The following is an 18,244-nucleotide window of genomic DNA, read 5'->3' as shown; positions in this document are numbered from 1 at the left end:
CCTCCTCCCGCTCCCGGTCGGCTGCGCCGCCTCCCCGGCGCCGGCACCCGGTCCCCTTCACCGAGCGGGCGGGGACCCGGCGGTGCGTACCGCCCGTCGACCTGAGAGGGCCCCTTGAGCAACAGTCGACACGTCCCGGTGATGCTCCAGCGGTGCCTGGACCTGTTGGCACCGGCGCTGGCACGGCCGGGGGCCGTCGTCGTCGACTGCACCCTCGGCCTCGGCGGCCACAGCGAGGCCCTCCTCGCCGCCTTCCCCGAGGCCCGCCTGATCGCCCTCGACCGGGACAAGGAGGCGCTGCGCCTGTCCGGCGAGCGGCTCGCGCCCTACGGCGAGCGGGCGACCCTCGTGCACGCGGTCTACGACGAGCTGCCCGACGTCCTCGACCGCCTCGGCGTCCCGCGCGTCCAGGGCGTCCTGTTCGACCTCGGCGTCTCCTCCATGCAACTCGACGAGGCCGACCGCGGCTTCGCCTACGCGCAGGACGCGCCCCTCGACATGCGCATGGACCAGACGACGGGCATGAGCGCCGCCGAGGTCCTGAACACCTATCCCCCCGGGGAACTGGTGCGCATCCTGCGGGCGTACGGCGAGGAGAAGCAGGCCAAGCGGATCGTGTCCGCCGTCGTGCGCGAGCGCGACAAGGAGCCCTTCAGCAACAGCGCCCGCCTCGTCGAGCTCATCCGCGACGCGCTGCCCCAGGCCGCCAAGCGCACCGGCGGCAACCCCGCCAAGCGCACCTTCCAGGCCCTGCGCATCGAGGTCAACGGCGAGCTGAGCGTCCTGGAGCGGGCCATCCCCGCGGCCGTCAAGGCGCTCGCCGTGGACGGCCGAATCGCCGTCCTCTCGTACCACTCCCTTGAGGACCGCCTGGTCAAGCAGGTGTTCGCGGCCGGTGCCGCGAACACCGCGCCGCCCGGCCTGCCCGTCGTGCCCGAGGAGTACCAGCCCCGGCTCAAGCTCCTCACGCGCGGCGCCGAACTGCCCACCGACGAGGAGATCGCCGAGAACCGCAGGGCCGCACCGGCGCGGCTGCGCGGGGCGCAGCGCATCCGCGAGGACGTCGCGTGAGCGCCGCGCCCGCGCGCCGACGCCGCCCGCCAGCGGGCCCGGTGGGCCCGGTGGTCCAGGAAGCCCCGTGAGACGCGTCCGCGAGGAGGCTCCATGAGCAAGAGACCGCAGCTGCGGGGGAGGGCGGCACGGCTCGCGCGGCTGCTGCCCGCGGGCCCGAGCCAGGCCGCCCGCACCCCCTTCACGCTCCTGGTGGTGCTGCTGCTCGGCGGCGGCCTGATCGGGCTGCTCGTGCTCAACTCCTCCCTGAACGAAGGCTCCTTCCAGCTCAGCAAGTTGAAGAAGGAGACCCAGGAGCTCACCGACGACGAGCAGCAGCTCCAGCGCGAGGTCGACGCCTACGCCGCGCCGGAGGCGCTCCAGCGCCGCGCCCGTGAGCTCGGCATGGTCCCCGGCGGCGACCCGGCCTTCCTGAGCCCCGACGGCACCGTCCGCGGCGTGCCGGGACCCGCCGCGGGACCGTCCGCCCTGCGCGAGTCCGCGGCCCGCCCGCCCGCGCTGCTGCCCCCGGCGCCCCGGCCCCCCGAGACCCGCCCGGCGGCCCCGCCCGCGACGCCCCCCACGACGCCCCCTACGGCACCACCCGCACCGGACCCCACCGCTTCGCGGCCCCCCGCGGCCGGGCCCGCCACGCCGCCGGACCCCGCCGCGAAGCCCGCCCCCACGACCTCCGGCAGGTGAGCAAGTGACGGACCGCCAACCGACACCGCCGCGGCGCAGGGTCCCCGGCCCCGCCCGGCCCGGCGCCCGGCGCGGTCCGGCACCCGGCGCCCGCCCCGCCGGGCGCGGCGGCGCGCGCCCGCTCGCGGCCGGGCCCAAGCCGCTGCGGCTCGGCAGCCCCCGGCCCCGCCTGCGCCTGGTCAGCCTCGCCCTGACCCTGGTGATGCTGGCGTTCGTGGTGCGCCTCCTCCAGGTGCAGGCCGTCGACGCCGACGCGTACGCGGCCAAGGCGGAGAAGAACCGGTACTCCACCCACAAGATCGCCGCCGAGCGCGGGGCCATCACCGACCGCCGGGGCGTGGAGCTCGCCACCAGCGTGGACGCGTACGACATCACGGCCGACCCCTCGCTGTTCACGGCGAAGGAGACCAAGGTCAAGGACGCGCCCGAGCAGGCCGCCGCCCTGCTCGCGCCGATCCTCGGCGAGGACGCCGACGCGATCACCGCCAAGCTGCGCACGCCCGACACCCGCTTCACGCTGCTCGCCCGCCGCGAGACCCCGCAGGTGTGGAAGCAGATCAAGGACCTGCGGTCCACGCTCGCCGACAAGGCGGGCACCGACGCCTCGGCGGTGAACGTCCTCGCGGGCGTGTTCGCCGTGCCCACCAGCAAGCGCGTCTATCCGAACGACGGCCTGGCCGCCGGGATACTGGGCTGGGTCAACGCCGACGGCAAGGGCGGCGGCGGCGTCGAGCAGCAGCTCGACAAGCAGCTCGCGGGCAAGCGCGGCGAGATCCGCTACGCCCAGTCCGGCGGCCGTCAGGTGCCGACCGCGGGCACCACCGAGAAGCCCGCCGTGCCCGGCTCGGACGTCGAGCTGACCATCGACCGCGACATCCAGTGGGCCGCGCAGGACGCCATCACCGAGCAGGTCAGGAAGTCCAAGGCGGACCGGGGCTACGTGGTCGTGCAGGACACCCGCACCGGCGAGGTCCTCGCCATGGCCAACGCCCCCGGCTTCGACCCCAACGACCTGTCCCAGGCCGCGAGCGCGAGCCTCGGCAACGCGGCCGTGCAGGACGCCTACGAACCGGGCTCCACCGCCAAGGTCATGTCGATGGCCGCCGTCCTGGAGGAGAACGCGGCGACGCCCCACACCCGGGTGACCGTCCCCAACCGCCTGCACCGCGGCGACCGCCTCTTCCAGGACGACATCGACCACCCCACCTGGTACCTCACGCTCAACGGCGTGCTCGCCAAGTCCAGCAACATCGGCACCATCCTCGCCACCGGGGAACTCGGCGAGACCCAGCGCGAGGTCAACCGGTCCCTCCACGCGTACCTGCGGAAGTTCGGGATCGGCAAGCCCACCGGGCTGCGCTTCCCCGGCGAGACCCGGGGCATCCTCGCGCCGCCCGACAAGTGGTCGACCTCGCAGCAGTTCACCATCCCCTTCGGGCAGGGCGTCTCCATCAACGCCATGCAGGCGGCCTCCGTGTACTCCACGATCGCCAACGACGGCGTACGGATCGAGCCCACCCTCGTGCGCGGCACCAAGGGCCCCGACGGCCGCTTCACGCCCGCCCCCGCGCCGAGGAAGAACCGCGTCGTCAGCGACAAGACCGCGAAGACCGTCGCGCGCATGCTGGAGTCCGTCGTCGACGACGAGGAGGGCACCGGAACGAAGGCCCGCATCCCCGGCTACCGCGTCGCGGGCAAGACCGGCACCGCCAACCGCGTCGACCCCCAGACCGGCCGCTACCGCGGCTACACCTCCTCCTTCGCCGGATTCGCGCCCGCCGACAAGCCGCGCGTCACCGTCTACTGCGTCATCCAGAACGCCAAGAAGGGCAGCTACTTCGGCGGCCAGATCTGCGGGCCCATCTACAAGAAGGTCATGCAGTTCTCCCTGAAGACGCTCCAGGTGCCGCCGACCGGAAGCCGCCCGGCCCCCCTCCCGGTCACGTTCACACCCGGCAAGCCGGACACGCCCGGCCGTCCCGCGGCGTCCGGCGAGCCCCGCGACTGACCGGAACCACCCGTGACTGACCGGAAGCATCCGTGACGACGATCACCCCGCATCCGGGGAACCGCACGCCGGGGCCCCTCCCTTTTGGCCCCACCGGGGGTGCGCCCGGTACGCTCACCGCCGTGCCACACGCTGATCAGTACCAAACCACCCAGAAGGGCGCTCCCGTGACCTATCCGGGACCGCCGCGGCCGGCCGAGGTCTCCGCCACCCCGCTCGCGGAGCTCGCCGATCAGCTGGGGGCCCCGGCCCCGGGCACCGCACCGGGCGCCGCGCCAGGAGATCCCGGCGTCACCGGCATCACGCACGACTCGCGCGCGGTGCGCCCCGGCGACCTGTACGTCGCGCTGCCCGGCGCCCGCATGCACGGCGCCGACTTCGTCGCGCAGGCCGCCGACCACGGCGCCGCCGCCATCCTCACCGACCCGACGGGCGCCGACCGCGCCGCCGTCACGGGCCTGCCGGTGCTCGTCGTGGACGACCCGCGCGCCCGCATGGGTGAGCTGGCCGCCACGGTGTACGGCCACCCGGGGCGCGAGCTGCTCCAGATCGGCATCACCGGCACGTCCGGCAAGACCACCACCGCGTATCTGATGGAGGGCGGCCTTCGGCGGGTCCGTGCCACCGGACTCATCGGCACGGTGGAGACGCGCATCGGCGACGAGCGCATCAAGTCCGAGCGCACCACGCCCGAAGCCACCGACCTGCAGGCGCTGTTCGCGGTGATGCGCGAGCGCGGCGTCCAGGCCGTCGCCATGGAGGTCTCCAGCCACGCCCTGGTGCTCGGCCGCGTGGACGGCTGCGTCTTCGATGTCGCCGTGTTCAACAACCTCAGCCCGGAGCACATGGAGTTCCACTCCGGCATGGAGGACTACTTCCGGGCCAAGGCGCAGCTGTTCACCAAGCGGCGCGCCCGCCTCGGCGTCGTCAACCACGACGACGAGTACGGGCGCAGGCTCGCGGCCGAGTCCGAGATCCCGGTCACCACCTTCTCCGCCGAGGGGCACCCGGACGCCGACTGGCGCGCCGAGGACGTCGAGGTCGGGCCGCTGGACTCGACGTTCACCGCCGTCGGCCCCAAGGGCGAGCGGATCGCCGCGAAGTCGCCGCTCGCGGGCCCGTTCAACGTCGCCAACACGCTGGCCGCGATCGTCGCGCTGGCCGTCGCCGGGATCGACCCGCAGACCGCGGCCGACGGCGTCGCCGCGGTGCCCGGCGTCCCCGGCCGCCTGGAGCGGATCGACGCGGGCCAGGACTACCTCGCGGTCGTCGACTACGCCCACAAGACGGACGCCGTCGAATCGGTCCTGCGCGCGCTGCGCAAGGTCACCGAGGGCAAGCTGCACATCGTCCTCGGCTGCGGCGGCGACCGCGACCAGACGAAGCGGATGCCGATGGGCGCGGCCGCGGCCCGGCTCGCCGACACCGCCGTACTGACCTCCGACAACCCCCGCGGCGAGGACCCCCTCGCGATCCTCGCCGCCATGCTCGCGGGCGCCGCCGAGGTGCCCGCGCACGAGCGCGGCGAGGTCGCCGTCTTCGAGGACCGGGCCGCCGCGATCGCCGCGGCCGTCGCCCGCGCCGAGCCCGGCGACACCGTCCTCGTCGCGGGCAAGGGCCATGAGCAGGGCCAGGACATCGCCGGGGTGGTGCGTCCCTTCGACGACCGCCAGGTGCTTCGCGAAGCTATCCAGCAAACCCAGGGATGAAGTTGTGATCGCCCTCTCCCTCGCCGAGATCGCCACCGTCGTCGGCGGGCAGACGTACGACATACCGGATCCGTCGGTCCAGGTCACCGCGCCGGTCGTCAGGGACTCCCGTGAGGTGGAGCCCGGCGGCCTGTTCGTCGCCTTCGCCGGTGAGCGGGTCGACGGCCACGACTACGCGGCGCAGGTCGTCGCGGCCGGTGCCGTGGCCGTCCTCGCGCAGCGGCCCGTCGGCGTGCCCGCCATCGTCGTCGACGACGTGCAGGCGGCGCTCGGCGCGCTCGCCCGGCACGTCGTCGCCCGGCTCGGCGCCACCCTCGTCGCCCTCACCGGCTCCGCGGGCAAGACCAGCACCAAGGACCTGATCGCCCAGGTGCTGCAGCGCGCGGCGCCGACGGTGTGGACGCCGGGATCGCTCAACAACGAGATCGGCCTGCCGCTGACCGCCCTGTCCGCCACCGAGGAGACCAAGTTCCTCGTCCTGGAGATGGGCGCCCGCGGCACGGGCCACATCCGGTACCTGACCGGTCTTACCCCGCCCCGCGTCGGCCTCGTCCTGAACGTCGGCACCGCCCATATCGGCGAGTTCGGCGGCCGCGAGCAGATCGCGGAAGCAAAGGGCGAGCTGGTCGAGGCGCTGCCCGCCGACGGCACCGCGATCCTCAACGCCGACGACCCGCTGGTGCGCGCGATGGCCTCCCGTACGCGGGCCCGCGTGCTCCTCTTCGGCGAGGCGGCCGAGGCCGACGTGCGCGCCGAGAATGTCCGGCTCACGGAGAACGGACAACCGGCCTTCACGCTGCACACACCCTCCGGGTGCAGCGACGTGCGGCTGCGCCTGTACGGTGAGCACCACGTGTCGAACGCGCTCGCCGCGGCCGCCGTCGCCCATGACCTTGGCATGTCCGTGAACGAGATCGCCCTCGCGCTCTCCGAGGCGGGCACGCTGTCCCGCTGGCGTATGGAGGTCACCGAGCGCCCGGACGGCGTGACGGTCGTCAACGACGCCTACAACGCGAACCCCGAGTCCATGCGAGCCGCCCTGCGCGCGCTGGCAGCCATGGGCAGGACCGCACAGGCGCGGGGGGGACGCACGTGGGCGGTGCTCGGCCACATGGCCGAGCTCGGTGACGAAGGGCTCGCCGAGCACGACGCGGTCGGACGCCTTGCCGTCCGGCTGAACGTGAACAAGCTCGTGGCAGTCGGGGGCAGGGAAGCGTCCTGGCTCCAACTGGGCGCATACAACGAGGGTTCGTGGGGTGAGGAGTCGGTGCACGTGTCCGACGCACAGGCGGCGATCGACCTGCTGCGCAGCGAGCTGCGCCCAGGAGACGTCGTGCTGGTGAAGGCGTCCAGATCGGTGGGCCTCGAGCGTGTCGCGCAGGCGCTCGTGGCCGACGCCGGCGCCGCGACGGGCGGAGTTGATGCCCGATGATGAAGCAAGTCCTCTTCGCGGGCGTGATCGGGCTCTTCCTGACGCTGGTCGGGACGCCCCTGCTGATCAAGCTCCTCGCCCGCAAGGGCTATGGCCAGTACATCCGCGACGACGGCCCGCGCGAGCACCACAGCAAGCGCGGCACGCCGACCATGGGTGGCATCGCCTTCATCCTGGCGACGCTCATCGCGTACTTCCTGAGCAAGATCATCACCGGTGCCGAGCCGACCATCTCCGGTCTGCTGGTGCTCGGCCTGATGGCGGGCATGGGCCTCGTCGGCTTCCTCGACGACTACATCAAGATCGTCAAGCGGCGTTCGCTCGGTCTGCGGGCCAAGGCCAAGATGGCGGGCCAGCTGATCGTCGGCATCGCCTTCGCGGTGATCTCGCTCCAGTTCGCCGACGGCCGCGGCCAGACCCCCGCCTCCACGAAGCTGTCGTTCGTGGAGGACTTCGGCTGGTCGATCGGCCCGGTCCTGTTCGTCGTCTGGGCACTGTTCATGATCCTCGCGATGTCGAACGGCGTGAACCTCACCGACGGCCTCGACGGCCTCGCCACCGGCGCCTCCGTGATGGTCTTCGGCGCGTACACGTTCATCGGCGTCTGGCAGTTCCAGGAGTCCTGCGCCAACGCCCAGGATCTCACCAACCCGGCCGCCTGTTTCGAGGTCAGGGATCCGCTCGACCTCGCCGTCGTGGCCTCGGCCCTGATGGGCGCCTGCTTCGGCTTCCTGTGGTGGAACACCTCGCCCGCCAAGATCTTCATGGGTGACACCGGCTCGCTCGCCCTCGGCGGCGCCCTGGCCGGACTCGCGATCTGCTCCCGCACGGAGATGCTGCTCGCGCTCCTCGGCGGCCTCTTCGTCCTCATCACCATGTCGGTGGTCATCCAGGTCGGCTCCTTCCGACTGACCGGGAAGCGCGTCTTCCGGATGGCACCGCTCCAGCATCACTTCGAACTCAAGGGCTGGTCCGAGGTCCTGGTCGTGGTCCGCTTCTGGATCATCCAGGGCATGTGCGTGATCGTCGGTCTCGGCCTCTTCTACGCGGGATGGGCAGCCAAGAAGTGAGCGACCCCCAGGACTCCTGGCAGGGCCTGCGCGTCACCGTCGCCGGGCTCGGCGTCAGCGGCGTCAGCGCCGCGCGCGCCCTCGCCGGCCTCGGCGCCGTGGTGACCGTCGTGGACGGCGGCTCGGGCCCGGCGCTCGACGCCCGCGCGGCCGAGCTGTCCGGCGCGGGCGTCTCCGTACGCCTCGGGGACGCCGAGAACCTGCCCGAGGGCACCGACCTCGTGGTCACCTCGCCGGGCTGGAAGCCCGAGAGCCCGCTGTTCGCCGCCGCCGCGGCGGCGGGCGTCGACGTCGTCGGCGACGTGGAGATCGCCTGGCGCCTGCGCGGCCCGGACGCCGCGCCCTGGCTCGCGATCACCGGCACCAACGGCAAGACCACGACGACCCAGATGCTGGCGTCGATCCTGCGCGCCGAGGGCCTGCGCACCGCCGCCGTCGGCAACATCGGCACGCCCATCGTCGACGTCGTGCTCGAGGGCGACGACGCCTACGACGTCCTGGCCGTCGAGCTCTCCAGCTACCAGCTCCACTGGGCGCCCTCCCTGCGCGCCCACTCCGCCGCCGTGCTCAACCTGGCGCCCGACCACCTCGACTGGCACGGCTCCATGGAGGCGTACGCCGCCGACAAGGGCCGGATCTACGAGGGCAACCGGGTGGCCTGCGTCTACAACGCGGCGGACCCGGCCACCGAGGACCTGGTCCGGGAGGCCGACGTCGAGGAGGGCTGCCGCGCCATCGGCTTCACGCTTGCCGCGCCCGCCCCCTCGCAACTCGGCGTCGTCGACGGCATCCTGGTCGACCGTGCCTTCGTACCGGACCGCCAGAAGCAGGCCCAGGAGCTCGCGGAGGTCTCCGACGTCAGCCCCGCGGCCCCGCACAACATCGCCAACGCCCTGGCCGCGGCCGCGCTCGCGCGCGCCTTCGGCGTGCGCCCGGGAGCCGTCAGGGACGGCCTGCGGGCCTTCCAGCCGGACGCCCACCGCATCGAGCACGTGGCCGACGTCGACGGCGTGGCCTACGTCGACGACTCCAAGGCCACCAACACGCACGCCGCCGAGGCCTCGTTGGCCGCGTACGAGTCCATCGTGTGGATCGCGGGCGGGCTCGCCAAGGGCGCGACCTTCGACGAGCTGGTCGCCGGGGCGGCGAAGCGGCTGCGGGGCGCCGTCCTCATCGGCGCCGACCGCGCCCTGATCCGGGAAGCCCTCGCGCGACACGCGCCAGAAGTACCCGTGGTCGACCTCGACCGGACCGACACTGGGGCGATGTCCGAGGCGGTACGGCAGGCGGCACGGCTCGCCGGTCCTGGGGACACCGTCCTGATGGCGCCGGCCTGTGCGTCGATGGACATGTTCACCAACTACAACAAGCGTGGTGACGCGTTCGCGGCAGCCGTCCGCGAACTCGGCGCGAGCGACTGACACGGCCCCGCAGGGGTGCCGGTGTCCGGCTCCCGGCACCGTGAGGAGGGCACGTGACAGCGTCGATGCCGTGGGCGTGGCGGGCGTGGGGGTGGCCGCGGGAGGACCCGCACGCCCCTTGGGGGTGCCGCTGATGGCCGGGCGCGCCCCGGCCAGGGCACCCCGAGCACCCCGCACGCCGCGTGCGCCCAAGCGCCCCGCGCGCCCGCGCAAGCCGCCGGTCGTGCGGGAGAGCCCGGTGCGGCGCCTCTACGTCAGGGCCCGCCGCGCCTGGGACCGGCCGCTGACCGCGTACTACCTGATCTTCGGGTCCAGCCTGCTGATCACCGGGCTCGGCCTGGTGATGGTGTACTCGGCGTCGATGATCCAGGCGCTGCAGCTGAACCTGCCCGCCTCGTACTTCTTCCGCAAGCAGTTCGTGGCCGCCGTGCTCGGCGCCGCGCTGCTCGTGATCGCCATGCGGGTGCCCATCAAGCTGCACCGGGCCCTGTCGTACCCGATCCTCGCGGGCTCCGTCTTCCTGATGGTCCTGGTGCAGATCCCGGGGATAGGGCGCAGCGTCAACGGCAATCAGAACTGGATCTATTTGGGGGGTCCGTTCCAGCTCCAGCCGAGCGAGTTCGGCAAGCTGGCGCTCGTCCTGTGGGGCGCTGACCTGCTCGCCCGCAAACAGGACAAGCGGCTGCTCACGCAGTGGAAGCACATGCTGGTCCCGCTCGTCCCCGTCACCTTCATGCTGCTCGGCCTGATCATGCTCGGCGGCGACATGGGCACGGCGATCATCCTCACGGCGATCCTGTTCGGCCTGCTGTGGCTGGCCGGGGCGCCGACGCGGCTCTTCGCGGGCGTGCTGAGCATCGCGGGCCTCCTCGGTGTGATCCTTATCAAGACGAGCCCCAACCGCATGGCCCGGCTCGAGTGCATCGGCGCGACCGAGCCGGGACCCGGCGACTCCTGCTGGCAGGCCGTGCACGGCATCTATGCCCTGGCCTCGGGCGGATTCTTCGGTTCCGGTCTGGGCGCGAGTGTGGAAAAATGGGGTCAACTACCCGAACCGCACACGGACTTCATCTTCGCCATCACCGGCGAGGAACTCGGTCTCGCGGGGACACTGTCGGTGCTCGCCCTCTTCGCGGCTCTAGGCTATGCGGGTATCCGCGTGGCCGGACGCACGGAGGACCCCTTCGTGAGGTATGCCGCGGGAGGCGTGACCACCTGGATCACGGCCCAGGCCGTGGTCAACATCGGTGCGGTGCTCGGCCTGCTGCCGATCGCCGGTGTCCCCCTCCCGCTGTTCTCCTACGGAGGCTCAGCCCTGCTGCCGACCATGTTCGCCGTGGGACTCCTCATCGCCTTCGCGCGACAGGACCCCGCGGCGAAGGCGGCCCTGGCCATGCGGCAACCTCGGGTGAGATGGAACACGATGCGACGGCGCGTCAAGGCGCGTTCGTCCGGAGAGCGGTGAATTTCGGTGCATGTCGTACTCGCCGGTGGGGGGACCGCCGGCCACATCGAGCCCGCGCTTGCCCTCGCAGACGCCCTGCGCAGGCAGGACCCGACCGTGGGGATCACGGCCCTCGGCACGGAGCGCGGCCTTGAGACCCGACTCGTCCCCGAGCGCGGTTACGAACTCGCCCTGATCCCCGCCGTGCCCCTGCCGCGCAAGCCGACCCCGGAGCTCATCACCGTGCCCGGGCGCCTTCGCGGCACCATCAAGGCGGCCGAGCAGATCCTGGAGCGCACCAAGGCGGACTGCGTCGTCGGCTTCGGCGGCTATGTCGCGCTGCCCGGCTACCTCGCGGCCAAGCGCGCCCGGGTGCCGATCGTGGTGCACGAGGCGAACGCGCGCCCGGGCCTCGCCAACAAGATCGGCTCCCGGTACGCGGCGGCCGTCGCGGTCTCCACGCCCGACAGCAAGCTGCGCGGCTCGCGCTACATCGGCATCCCGCTGCGCCGCGCCATCGCCATGCTGGACCGCGCGAAGGTGCGCCCGGAGGCCCGTGACGCCTTCGGCCTCGACCCGAACCTGCCGACCCTCCTGGTCTCCGGCGGCTCCCAGGGCGCACGCCGCCTGAACGAGGTCGTCCAGCAGGCCGCCCCGGTCCTGCAGCGCGCGGGCATCCAGATCCTGCACGCCGTCGGCCCGAAGAACGAATTGCCGTACGTCGAGAACATGCCCGGAATGCCGCCCTACATCCCGGTACCGTACGTGGACCGGATGGACCTCGCGTACGCGGCGGCCGACATGATGCTCTGCCGCGCGGGCGCGATGACCGTCGCCGAGCTCTCCGCCGTCGGACTCCCGGCCGCCTACGTCCCGCTGCCCATCGGCAACGGCGAACAGCGGCTGAACGCCCAGCCGGTGGTCAAGGCGGGCGGCGGACTGCTGGTCGACGACGCGGAGCTGACGCCCGAATGGGTCCAGTCCCAGGTGCTGCCCGTGCTCGCCGACCCGCACCGGCTGTACGAGATGTCCCGTGCCGCCTCGGAGTTCGGCCGCAGGGACGCCGACGACCTCCTCGTCAGCATGGTGTACGAGGCGATTGCGTCACGCCGCAGCGCGTGAGAAGGCAGGCGAGCGTGGCCGGACCGAAGACCGCCGAACGGCCGAGGCCCAAGTCCGGCCCGGCCCGCCCGCGCTCGCGCCGCGGCCCGCGCCTGCCGCGGCCGCGCACCCTGATCCTGGTGGCGGCCCTGCTGGCCATGTGCGGCGGGGCCGCCGTCTGGGTGCTCTACGGCTCGTCCCTGCTGCGTCTGGAGCGGGTCACGACGTCGGGCACCGACGTGCTCACGCCACATCAGGTGCGGGAGGCGGCCGGAATCGAACTCGGCGGACCGCTCGTTTCGGTCGACTCCGACGCCGTCGAGGAACGGCTGCTGAGGAAATTGCCCCGAATTGACTCGGTTGACGTCATCCGCTCCTGGCCCCACGGAATCACACTGAAAGTGACGGAGCGCACTCCGGTCCTGCTCATCGAAAAGGGCGGAAAGTTCGTCGAAGTGGACGCGAAGGGTGTGCGCTTCGCCACCGTCGACAAGGCCCCGAAGGGTGCGCCCCTGCTGGAATTGACGACGGCTCAGCCCGGGGCGCCCGCGGCCAGCCTGCGCCGCTTCGGCCCCGAACGGCTGCGCCGGGAGGCGGTTCGGGTGGTCGCGGACCTGCCAGGGTCGGTGGTGGCGGACACCGTCAGGGTCAAGGTCCGTTCGTACGACTCCATCTCGCTGGAGTTGGCGGACGGGCGCACGGTCGCCTGGGGGAGCGGGGAGAACGGCCGTATGAAGGCCGAAGCCCTGACCGGTCTGATGAAAGCCGTCCCCAAGGCACGGCACTTCGACGTGACGGTTCCCACCGCGCCCGCGTCATCGCTGAGTTGACGTACATCAGCGCAGGCCAGCACCCTGGATGGGCAGCGCTATGGCTGATCACATAGGGTGAAAAGAAAAACGGGAGGTTCGGCGTGTTCGTTGAACGCGCGCCACTTGTCGACTTAGTGTCCTGTTCGGAAGAGTCCAGGGAACAGACACACTGGTAACCCTAAACTTCAGCGTTAGGGTTCGGGTCGGCGATTCGGACCGTCCCATTCGGCATCAGTCGGCGTATCGCGGCAGCGTGATACGGCGACACGTAACTCGAGGCGAGAGGCCTTCGACGTGGCAGCACCGCAGAACTACCTCGCAGTCATCAAAGTCATCGGTGTCGGCGGCGGTGGTGTCAATGCCATCAACCGGATGATCGAGGTCGGTCTCAAGGGCGTCGAGTTCATCGCCATCAACACCGACGCGCAAGCCCTGTTGATGAGCGACGCCGACGTCAAGCTCGACGTCGGCCGTGAACTCACCCGCGGACTCGGCGCCGGAGCCAACCCGGCCGTCGGCCGCAAGGCGGCCGAGGACCACCGCGAGGAGATCGAGGAGGTCCTCAAGGGGGCCGACATGGTCTTCGTGACGGCTGGTGAGGGCGGCGGCACCGGCACGGGCGGCGCGCCCGTGGTCGCCAACATCGCGCGTTCCCTCGGCGCCCTGACGATCGGTGTGGTCACGCGACCGTTCACCTTCGAGGGCCGGCGCCGCGCGAACCAGGCGGAGGACGGCATCGCCGAGCTCCGCGAAGAGGTCGACACCCTCATCGTCATCCCCAACGACCGGCTCCTGTCCATCTCGGACCGCCAGGTCAGCGTGCTCGACGCGTTCAAGTCGGCCGACCAGGTGCTCCTCTCCGGTGTGCAGGGCATCACCGATCTCATCACCACCCCCGGCCTGATCAACCTGGACTTCGCCGACGTCAAGTCGGTCATGTCCGAGGCGGGTTCGGCCCTCATGGGCATCGGCTCGGCCCGCGGCGACGACCGCGCGGTGGCCGCCGCCGAGATGGCGATCTCCTCGCCGCTCCTGGAGGCGTCCATCGACGGCGCCCGCGGCGTCCTGCTCTCCATCTCCGGCGGCTCCGACCTCGGCCTCTTCGAGATCAATGAAGCGGCCCAGCTGGTCAGCGAGGCCGCCCACCCGGAGGCGAACATCATCTTCGGCGCGGTCATCGACGACGCGCTCGGGGACGAGGTCCGGGTCACCGTCATCGCCGCCGGGTTCGACGGCGGACAGCCGCCGGCCAAGCGGGACAACGTCCTCGGCTCGGCCTCGGCCAAGCGCGAGGAACCCGCTCCGACCAGCCGTCCCGCTGAATCGTCCCGCCCGGGACCGGCCTTCGGCGGCCTCGGCAGCGTCACTCCGCGCGAGGAGCCCCCGGCCCCGGAACCGGTCGAGCCGGCCCCCGCGGTCAACGAGGCCCCCGCGAGCCCGGCGGCGCCCCCGCAGGTCCCGCCGACCCGTCTGCACCAGGACAGCCAGGCCGAAGAGCTGGACGTGCCGGACTTCCTGAAGTGATAGGCAAGCGCTCAGGAACGAGCACCGTGAGCGGCGCCCACTTCGCCTTCACCGACCGGTGGGGCGGGGTGAGCGCCGTTCCGTACGAAGAGCTCAACCTCGGCGGAGCGGTCGGCGACGACCCCGAAGCCGTCCGGCACAACCGCGAACTCGCGGCCAAGTCCCTCGGCGTCGACGCCGCCCGCGTGGTCTGGATGAACCAGGTGCACGGCCGGGACGTCGCCGTGGCCGACGGGCCCTGGGCCCCGGGCCAGGAGGTCCCGGCGGTCGACGCCGTCGTCACCGCCGAGCGGGGCCTGGCCCTCGCCGTTCTCACCGCCGACTGCACCCCCGTACTCCTCGCCGACCCGGTGGCCGGCGTCGTCGCCGCCGCGCACGCGGGCCGTCCCGGCCTGGTCGCCGGGGTGGTGCCCGCGGCCGTCGAGGCCATGCTGCGTCTCGGCGCCGAGGCCGGGCGGATCGTGGCCCGCACCGGACCCGCCGTCTGCGGCCGCTGCTACGAAGTGCCCGCGGACATGCGCGCCGACGTCGCCGCCGTGGAACCCGCGGCGTACTCCGAGACGAGCTGGGGCACCCCCGCGGTCGACGTGACCGCCGGGGTGCACGCGCAGCTCGACCGGCTCGGGGTGCGCGACCGGGAGCAGTCGCCGGTGTGCACGCTGGAGTCGGACGACCACTTCTCTTACCGCCGCGACCGCACCACCGGTCGGCTCGCGGGCTATGTCTGGCTGGACTGATGGGGCATGACGGACCGTAAGTCGGAACTCGCCACGAACCTGGCGAACGTGGAAGAACGCATCGCGGCGGCCTGCGCGGCCGCCGGGCGCAAGCGTGAAGAAGTGACCCTGATCGTGGTCACCAAGACCTACCCCGCGAGCGATGTGCTCCTGCTCGCGGAGCTCGGCGTGCGCCATGTCGCCGAGAACCGCGACCAGGACGCCGCCCCGAAGGCGGAAGCCTGCGCGGACGCGTCCCTGAGCTGGCACTTCGTGGGCCAGTTGCAGACCAACAAGGTGCGCTCCGTGGTCGGTTACGCGGATGTGGTGCAGTCGGTGGACCGGCCCAGGCTGGTCACCGCGCTCTCGGCCGCGGCCGTGCGCGCCGAGCGCGAGGTGGGCTGCCTGCTCCAGGTCGCCCTCGACGCGGGCGAGAGCGGACGTGGGGAGCGCGGCGGCGTGGGGCCTGGCGGAATCGAAGAGTTGGCCGGTCTGGTGGCCGACGCTCCCGGGCTCCGGCTCGACGGTCTGATGACGGTCGCGCCGCTCACCGGCGAGTACGCGGGCCGGCAACAGGCGGCGTTCGAGCGGCTGATGGATTTGTCGACTGCCCTGCGCGTGGCCCATCCGGCTGCGAACATGGTGTCGGCAGGGATGAGTGCGGACCTCGAACAGGCCGTGGCGGCTGGGGCGACACATGTGCGCGTCGGCACAGCGGTACTCGGAGTCCGACGCGGGCTCGGGTAACGTCGCCAGGAAGTCGGACCACAGCAGAAAATATGGTCATTCCCACCCCAAGGCGGGGATACCTCGTGGATCGCGGGCAGTTGGTGACGGCCTTTCCGATCCACCACAGAGCGGAGGACTCAGAGCATGGCCGGCGCGATGCGCAAGATGGCGGTCTACCTCGGCCTCGTGGAGGACGACGGTTACGACGGTCGGGGCTTCGACCCCGATGACGATTTCGAGCCCGAGCCGGAGCCCGAGCGCGACCGCCGGCGGCACGAGCCGCCGCACCAGTCCCACCAGTCCCACCTCTCGGACCGGGACCGGGACTTGGATCGGGACGAATCGGTACGAGTTGTACAGCCACCGGCACCGCGTGAGCCGGCGCCGCGCGCGGCTTCGCTTGCCGCTGAATCGGGACGACCGGCACGAATCGCCCCCGTGGCATCTATCACACCCGAACGCCAGAGCCTGGAGAAGAACGCACCGGTGATCATGCCCAAGGTCGTGTCCGAGCGGGAGCCCTACCGCATCACCACGCTTCACCCCCGGACCTACAACGAAGCCCGTACCATCGGGGAACACTTCCGCGAAGGCACCCCGGTGATCATGAACTTGACGGAGATGGACGACACCGACGCGAAGCGACTTGTCGACTTTGCGGCCGGTCTCGTCTTCGGGCTGCATGGCAGTATCGAACGTGTGACGCAGAAGGTGTTCCTGTTGTCGCCTGCTAACGTCGATGTCACGGCGGAGGACAAGGCCCGTATCGCAGAGGGCGGGTTCTTCAACCAGAGCTGAGACGCAGTGCAGTAGACAGCAGCAGTACCGGATAGATACAGCGCGGATGCGACCAGATGCAGGGGAGAGGGAAACGCGGACATGGGCGTGGTCTTGCAAGTGATCTACATCGCGCTGATGTGCTTCCTCATCGTGCTGATCTTCCGGCTGGTCATGGACTACGTCTTCCAGTTCGCCCGCTCATGGCAACCCGGCAAGGCGATGGTGGTCGTTCTGGAGGCCACCTACACTGTCACCGATCCACCGCTCAAGCTTCTGCGGCGGTTCATTCCGCCGCTGCGTCTCGGCGGCGTGGCGCTCGACCTGTCCTTCTTCGTACTGATGATCATCGTCTACATCCTGATCACCGTCGTGAGCCGGCTGTGAACGATACGGTCTTGCCGAATGCCGACGACTACGTTGAGGTGAAGAGATGCCGTTGACCCCCGAGGACGTGCGGAACAAGCAGTTCACGACCGTCCGCCTCCGAGAAGGCTATGACGAGGACGAGGTCGATGCCTTCCTCGATGAGGTCGAAGCCGAACTGACCCGCCTGCTCCGCGAGAACGAGGACCTGCGCGCCAAGCTGGCCGCGGCCACCCGCGCCGCCGCGCAGAACCAGCAGCAGGGCGGCATGCGCAAGGGCCCCGAGGGCGGCCCCCAGGACCAGCGCGGTCCCGGAGCCCCCGTGCCCGCCGCAATATCTGGTCCGCAGCCGGTGCCGCCGCAGCAGCAGATGGGCGGCCCGATGGGCGGTCCCCCCCAGCTTCCCGGTGGTGCCCCGCAGCTGCCCGCGGGCCCCAGTGGGCACGGCCCGCAGGGCGGTCCGCAGGGTCCGGGCCAGATGGGCCAGGGCCCGATGGGTCCCGGTCCGATGGGCCAGGGCCCCATGGGCCAGGGTCCGATGGGCCAGGGTTCGATGGGCGGCCCGATGGGCGGTCCCATGGGCGGCCACGGTCCGCAGATGCCCCAGCCCGGCCAGGGCCCCGGTGGCGACAGCGCCGCCCGTGTCCTCTCGCTCGCCCAGCAGACCGCCGACCAGGCGATCGCGGAGGCCCGTTCCGAGGCCAACAAGATCGTGGGCGAGGCCCGTTCGCGCGCCGAGGGCCTCGAGCGTGACGCCCGTGCCAAGGCCGACGCCCTGGAGCGGGACGCGCAGGAAAAGCACCGCGTCGCGATGGGCTCGCTTGAGTCCGCCCGCGCCACGCTTGAGCGCAAGGTCGAGGACCTGCGCGGCTTCGAGCGCGAGTACCGCACGCGTCTGAAGTCCTACCTGGAGTCGCAGCTGCGTCAGCTGGAGACCCAGGCCGACGACTCGCTCGCCCCGCCGCGCACCCCGGCGACCGCCTCGCTGCCGCCGTCCCCGGCGCCTTCGATGGCCTCGGCCGGTGCGGGTGCCCCGTCCTACGGCGGCAACCAGTCCATGGGCGGCAACCCGGCTCCGGGTGCCCCGTCCTACGGCGGGCAGCAGCAGATGTCGCCCGCGATGACGCAGCCGATGGCGCCGGTGCGGCCGCAGGGCCAGCCGCCGATGCAGCAGGCTCCGTCCCCGATGCGCGGCTTCCTCATCGACGAGGACGACAACTGACGGGCCACACCACGCCATAGGCGTCGGCAGCGTTCAGGGCGGAGCCCCCGGATTCCCGGGGGCTCCGCCCTTTTGTGTCTCCTGTCACGAGGGCGGACCGGGTGGGTGCGGCCCACGGTGGCGCGCGGGACATGACGAAGGCCCGGTCCCGCCAAGCTGCT

The 18,244-nt window shown here is 71.8% G+C and carries 16 protein-coding genes; all 16 read left to right on the top strand.

Annotation, left to right across the window (positions count from 1 at the left end):
- The first annotated feature begins 114 nt into the window (after positions 1 to 114).
- Positions 115 to 1,071 (top strand): 16S rRNA (cytosine(1402)-N(4))-methyltransferase RsmH, encoded by a 957-nt coding sequence (rsmH, locus tag AC07A4_RS34440; RefSeq protein ID WP_478606524.1) that lies wholly within the window; start codon positions 115 to 117, stop codon positions 1,069 to 1,071.
- A gap of 93 nt (positions 1,072 to 1,164) precedes the next feature.
- Positions 1,165 to 1,752, top strand: coding sequence for a cell division protein FtsL (gene ftsL, locus AC07A4_RS34435; protein ID WP_478606521.1), 588 nt, complete (start codon positions 1,165 to 1,167; stop codon positions 1,750 to 1,752).
- Positions 1,753 to 1,756: 4 nt separating this feature from the next.
- Entirely contained in the window at positions 1,757 to 3,760 is a 2,004-nt protein-coding gene (locus tag AC07A4_RS34430; RefSeq protein WP_478606518.1) for a peptidoglycan D,D-transpeptidase FtsI family protein, read from the top strand.
- 32 nt (positions 3,761 to 3,792) lie between these two features.
- Positions 3,793 to 5,469: a UDP-N-acetylmuramoyl-L-alanyl-D-glutamate--2,6-diaminopimelate ligase gene (locus AC07A4_RS34425; RefSeq protein WP_478606516.1), complete on the top strand. Its 1,677-nt coding sequence runs from the start codon at positions 3,793 to 3,795 to the stop codon at positions 5,467 to 5,469.
- A 4-nt stretch (positions 5,470 to 5,473) separates the two neighbouring features.
- Positions 5,474 to 6,901 (top strand): UDP-N-acetylmuramoyl-tripeptide--D-alanyl-D-alanine ligase, encoded by a 1,428-nt coding sequence (locus AC07A4_RS34420; protein ID WP_478606514.1) that lies wholly within the window; start codon positions 5,474 to 5,476, stop codon positions 6,899 to 6,901.
- A complete protein-coding gene (mraY, locus tag AC07A4_RS34415; protein ID WP_030679360.1) occupies positions 6,898 to 7,971 on the top strand; it encodes a phospho-N-acetylmuramoyl-pentapeptide-transferase in 1,074 nt (357 codons plus the stop codon). The genes AC07A4_RS34420 and mraY overlap by 4 nt, the downstream gene beginning before the upstream one ends.
- Positions 7,953 to 9,392, top strand: a complete 1,440-nt coding sequence (gene murD / locus AC07A4_RS34410) for a UDP-N-acetylmuramoyl-L-alanine--D-glutamate ligase (protein ID WP_478606511.1) — start codon at positions 7,953 to 7,955, stop codon at positions 9,390 to 9,392. The genes mraY and murD overlap by 19 nt, the downstream gene beginning before the upstream one ends.
- A 133-nt stretch (positions 9,393 to 9,525) precedes the next feature.
- A complete protein-coding gene (gene ftsW / locus AC07A4_RS34405; RefSeq protein WP_478606766.1) occupies positions 9,526 to 10,857 on the top strand; it encodes a putative lipid II flippase FtsW in 1,332 nt (443 codons plus the stop codon).
- 6 nt (positions 10,858 to 10,863) lie between these two features.
- Positions 10,864 to 11,958 (top strand): undecaprenyldiphospho-muramoylpentapeptide beta-N-acetylglucosaminyltransferase, encoded by a 1,095-nt coding sequence (gene murG, locus AC07A4_RS34400; protein WP_478606508.1) that lies wholly within the window; start codon positions 10,864 to 10,866, stop codon positions 11,956 to 11,958.
- Positions 11,959 to 11,972: 14 nt separating this feature from the next.
- Complete coding sequence (locus AC07A4_RS34395) at positions 11,973 to 12,767, top strand: cell division protein FtsQ/DivIB (protein WP_478606505.1); 795 nt, start codon at positions 11,973 to 11,975, stop codon at positions 12,765 to 12,767.
- A gap of 276 nt (positions 12,768 to 13,043) precedes the next feature.
- Complete coding sequence (gene ftsZ / locus AC07A4_RS34390) at positions 13,044 to 14,273, top strand: cell division protein FtsZ (protein ID WP_478606503.1); 1,230 nt, start codon at positions 13,044 to 13,046, stop codon at positions 14,271 to 14,273.
- A 26-nt stretch (positions 14,274 to 14,299) separates the two neighbouring features.
- Positions 14,300 to 15,010: a peptidoglycan editing factor PgeF gene (pgeF, locus tag AC07A4_RS34385; RefSeq protein ID WP_478606500.1), complete on the top strand. Its 711-nt coding sequence runs from the start codon at positions 14,300 to 14,302 to the stop codon at positions 15,008 to 15,010.
- A 6-nt stretch (positions 15,011 to 15,016) separates the two neighbouring features.
- Positions 15,017 to 15,736 carry a YggS family pyridoxal phosphate-dependent enzyme gene (locus tag AC07A4_RS34380; protein ID WP_478606497.1) on the top strand — a complete coding sequence of 240 codons (720 nt, stop codon included), beginning with the start codon at positions 15,017 to 15,019 and terminating at the stop codon, positions 15,734 to 15,736.
- Positions 15,737 to 15,862: 126 nt separating this feature from the next.
- A complete protein-coding gene (locus AC07A4_RS34375) occupies positions 15,863 to 16,516 on the top strand; it encodes a cell division protein SepF (RefSeq protein ID WP_478606495.1) in 654 nt (217 codons plus the stop codon).
- 81 nt (positions 16,517 to 16,597) lie between these two features.
- Positions 16,598 to 16,882 (top strand): YggT family protein, encoded by a 285-nt coding sequence (locus AC07A4_RS34370; protein WP_478606492.1) that lies wholly within the window; start codon positions 16,598 to 16,600, stop codon positions 16,880 to 16,882.
- Positions 16,883 to 16,928: 46 nt separating this feature from the next.
- Positions 16,929 to 18,083 carry a DivIVA domain-containing protein gene (locus AC07A4_RS34365; protein ID WP_478606489.1) on the top strand — a complete coding sequence of 385 codons (1,155 nt, stop codon included), beginning with the start codon at positions 16,929 to 16,931 and terminating at the stop codon, positions 18,081 to 18,083.
- Positions 18,084 to 18,244: the final 161 nt, after the last annotated feature.

Source organism: Streptomyces sp. NPDC043996 (assembly GCF_056435225.1).
The sequence above is the reverse complement of the archived record's forward strand: the minus strand, read 5'-3'. Positions and strand labels throughout refer to the sequence as shown.

Coding starts and splice junctions, on each gene's coding strand:
- ftsL (WP_478606521.1), top strand. CDS start 1,165: ATGAGCAAGAGACCGCAGCTGCGGGGGAGGGCGGCACGGCTCGCGCGG.
- AC07A4_RS34365 (WP_478606489.1), top strand. CDS start 16,929: ATGCCGTTGACCCCCGAGGACGTGCGGAACAAGCAGTTCACGACCGTC.
- ftsW (WP_478606766.1), top strand. CDS start 9,526: ATGGCCGGGCGCGCCCCGGCCAGGGCACCCCGAGCACCCCGCACGCCG.
- mraY (WP_030679360.1), top strand. CDS start 6,898: ATGATGAAGCAAGTCCTCTTCGCGGGCGTGATCGGGCTCTTCCTGACG.
- AC07A4_RS34370 (WP_478606492.1), top strand. CDS start 16,598: ATGGGCGTGGTCTTGCAAGTGATCTACATCGCGCTGATGTGCTTCCTC.
- murD (WP_478606511.1), top strand. CDS start 7,953: ATGGGCAGCCAAGAAGTGAGCGACCCCCAGGACTCCTGGCAGGGCCTG.
- AC07A4_RS34375 (WP_478606495.1), top strand. CDS start 15,863: ATGGCCGGCGCGATGCGCAAGATGGCGGTCTACCTCGGCCTCGTGGAG.
- AC07A4_RS34380 (WP_478606497.1), top strand. CDS start 15,017: ATGACGGACCGTAAGTCGGAACTCGCCACGAACCTGGCGAACGTGGAA.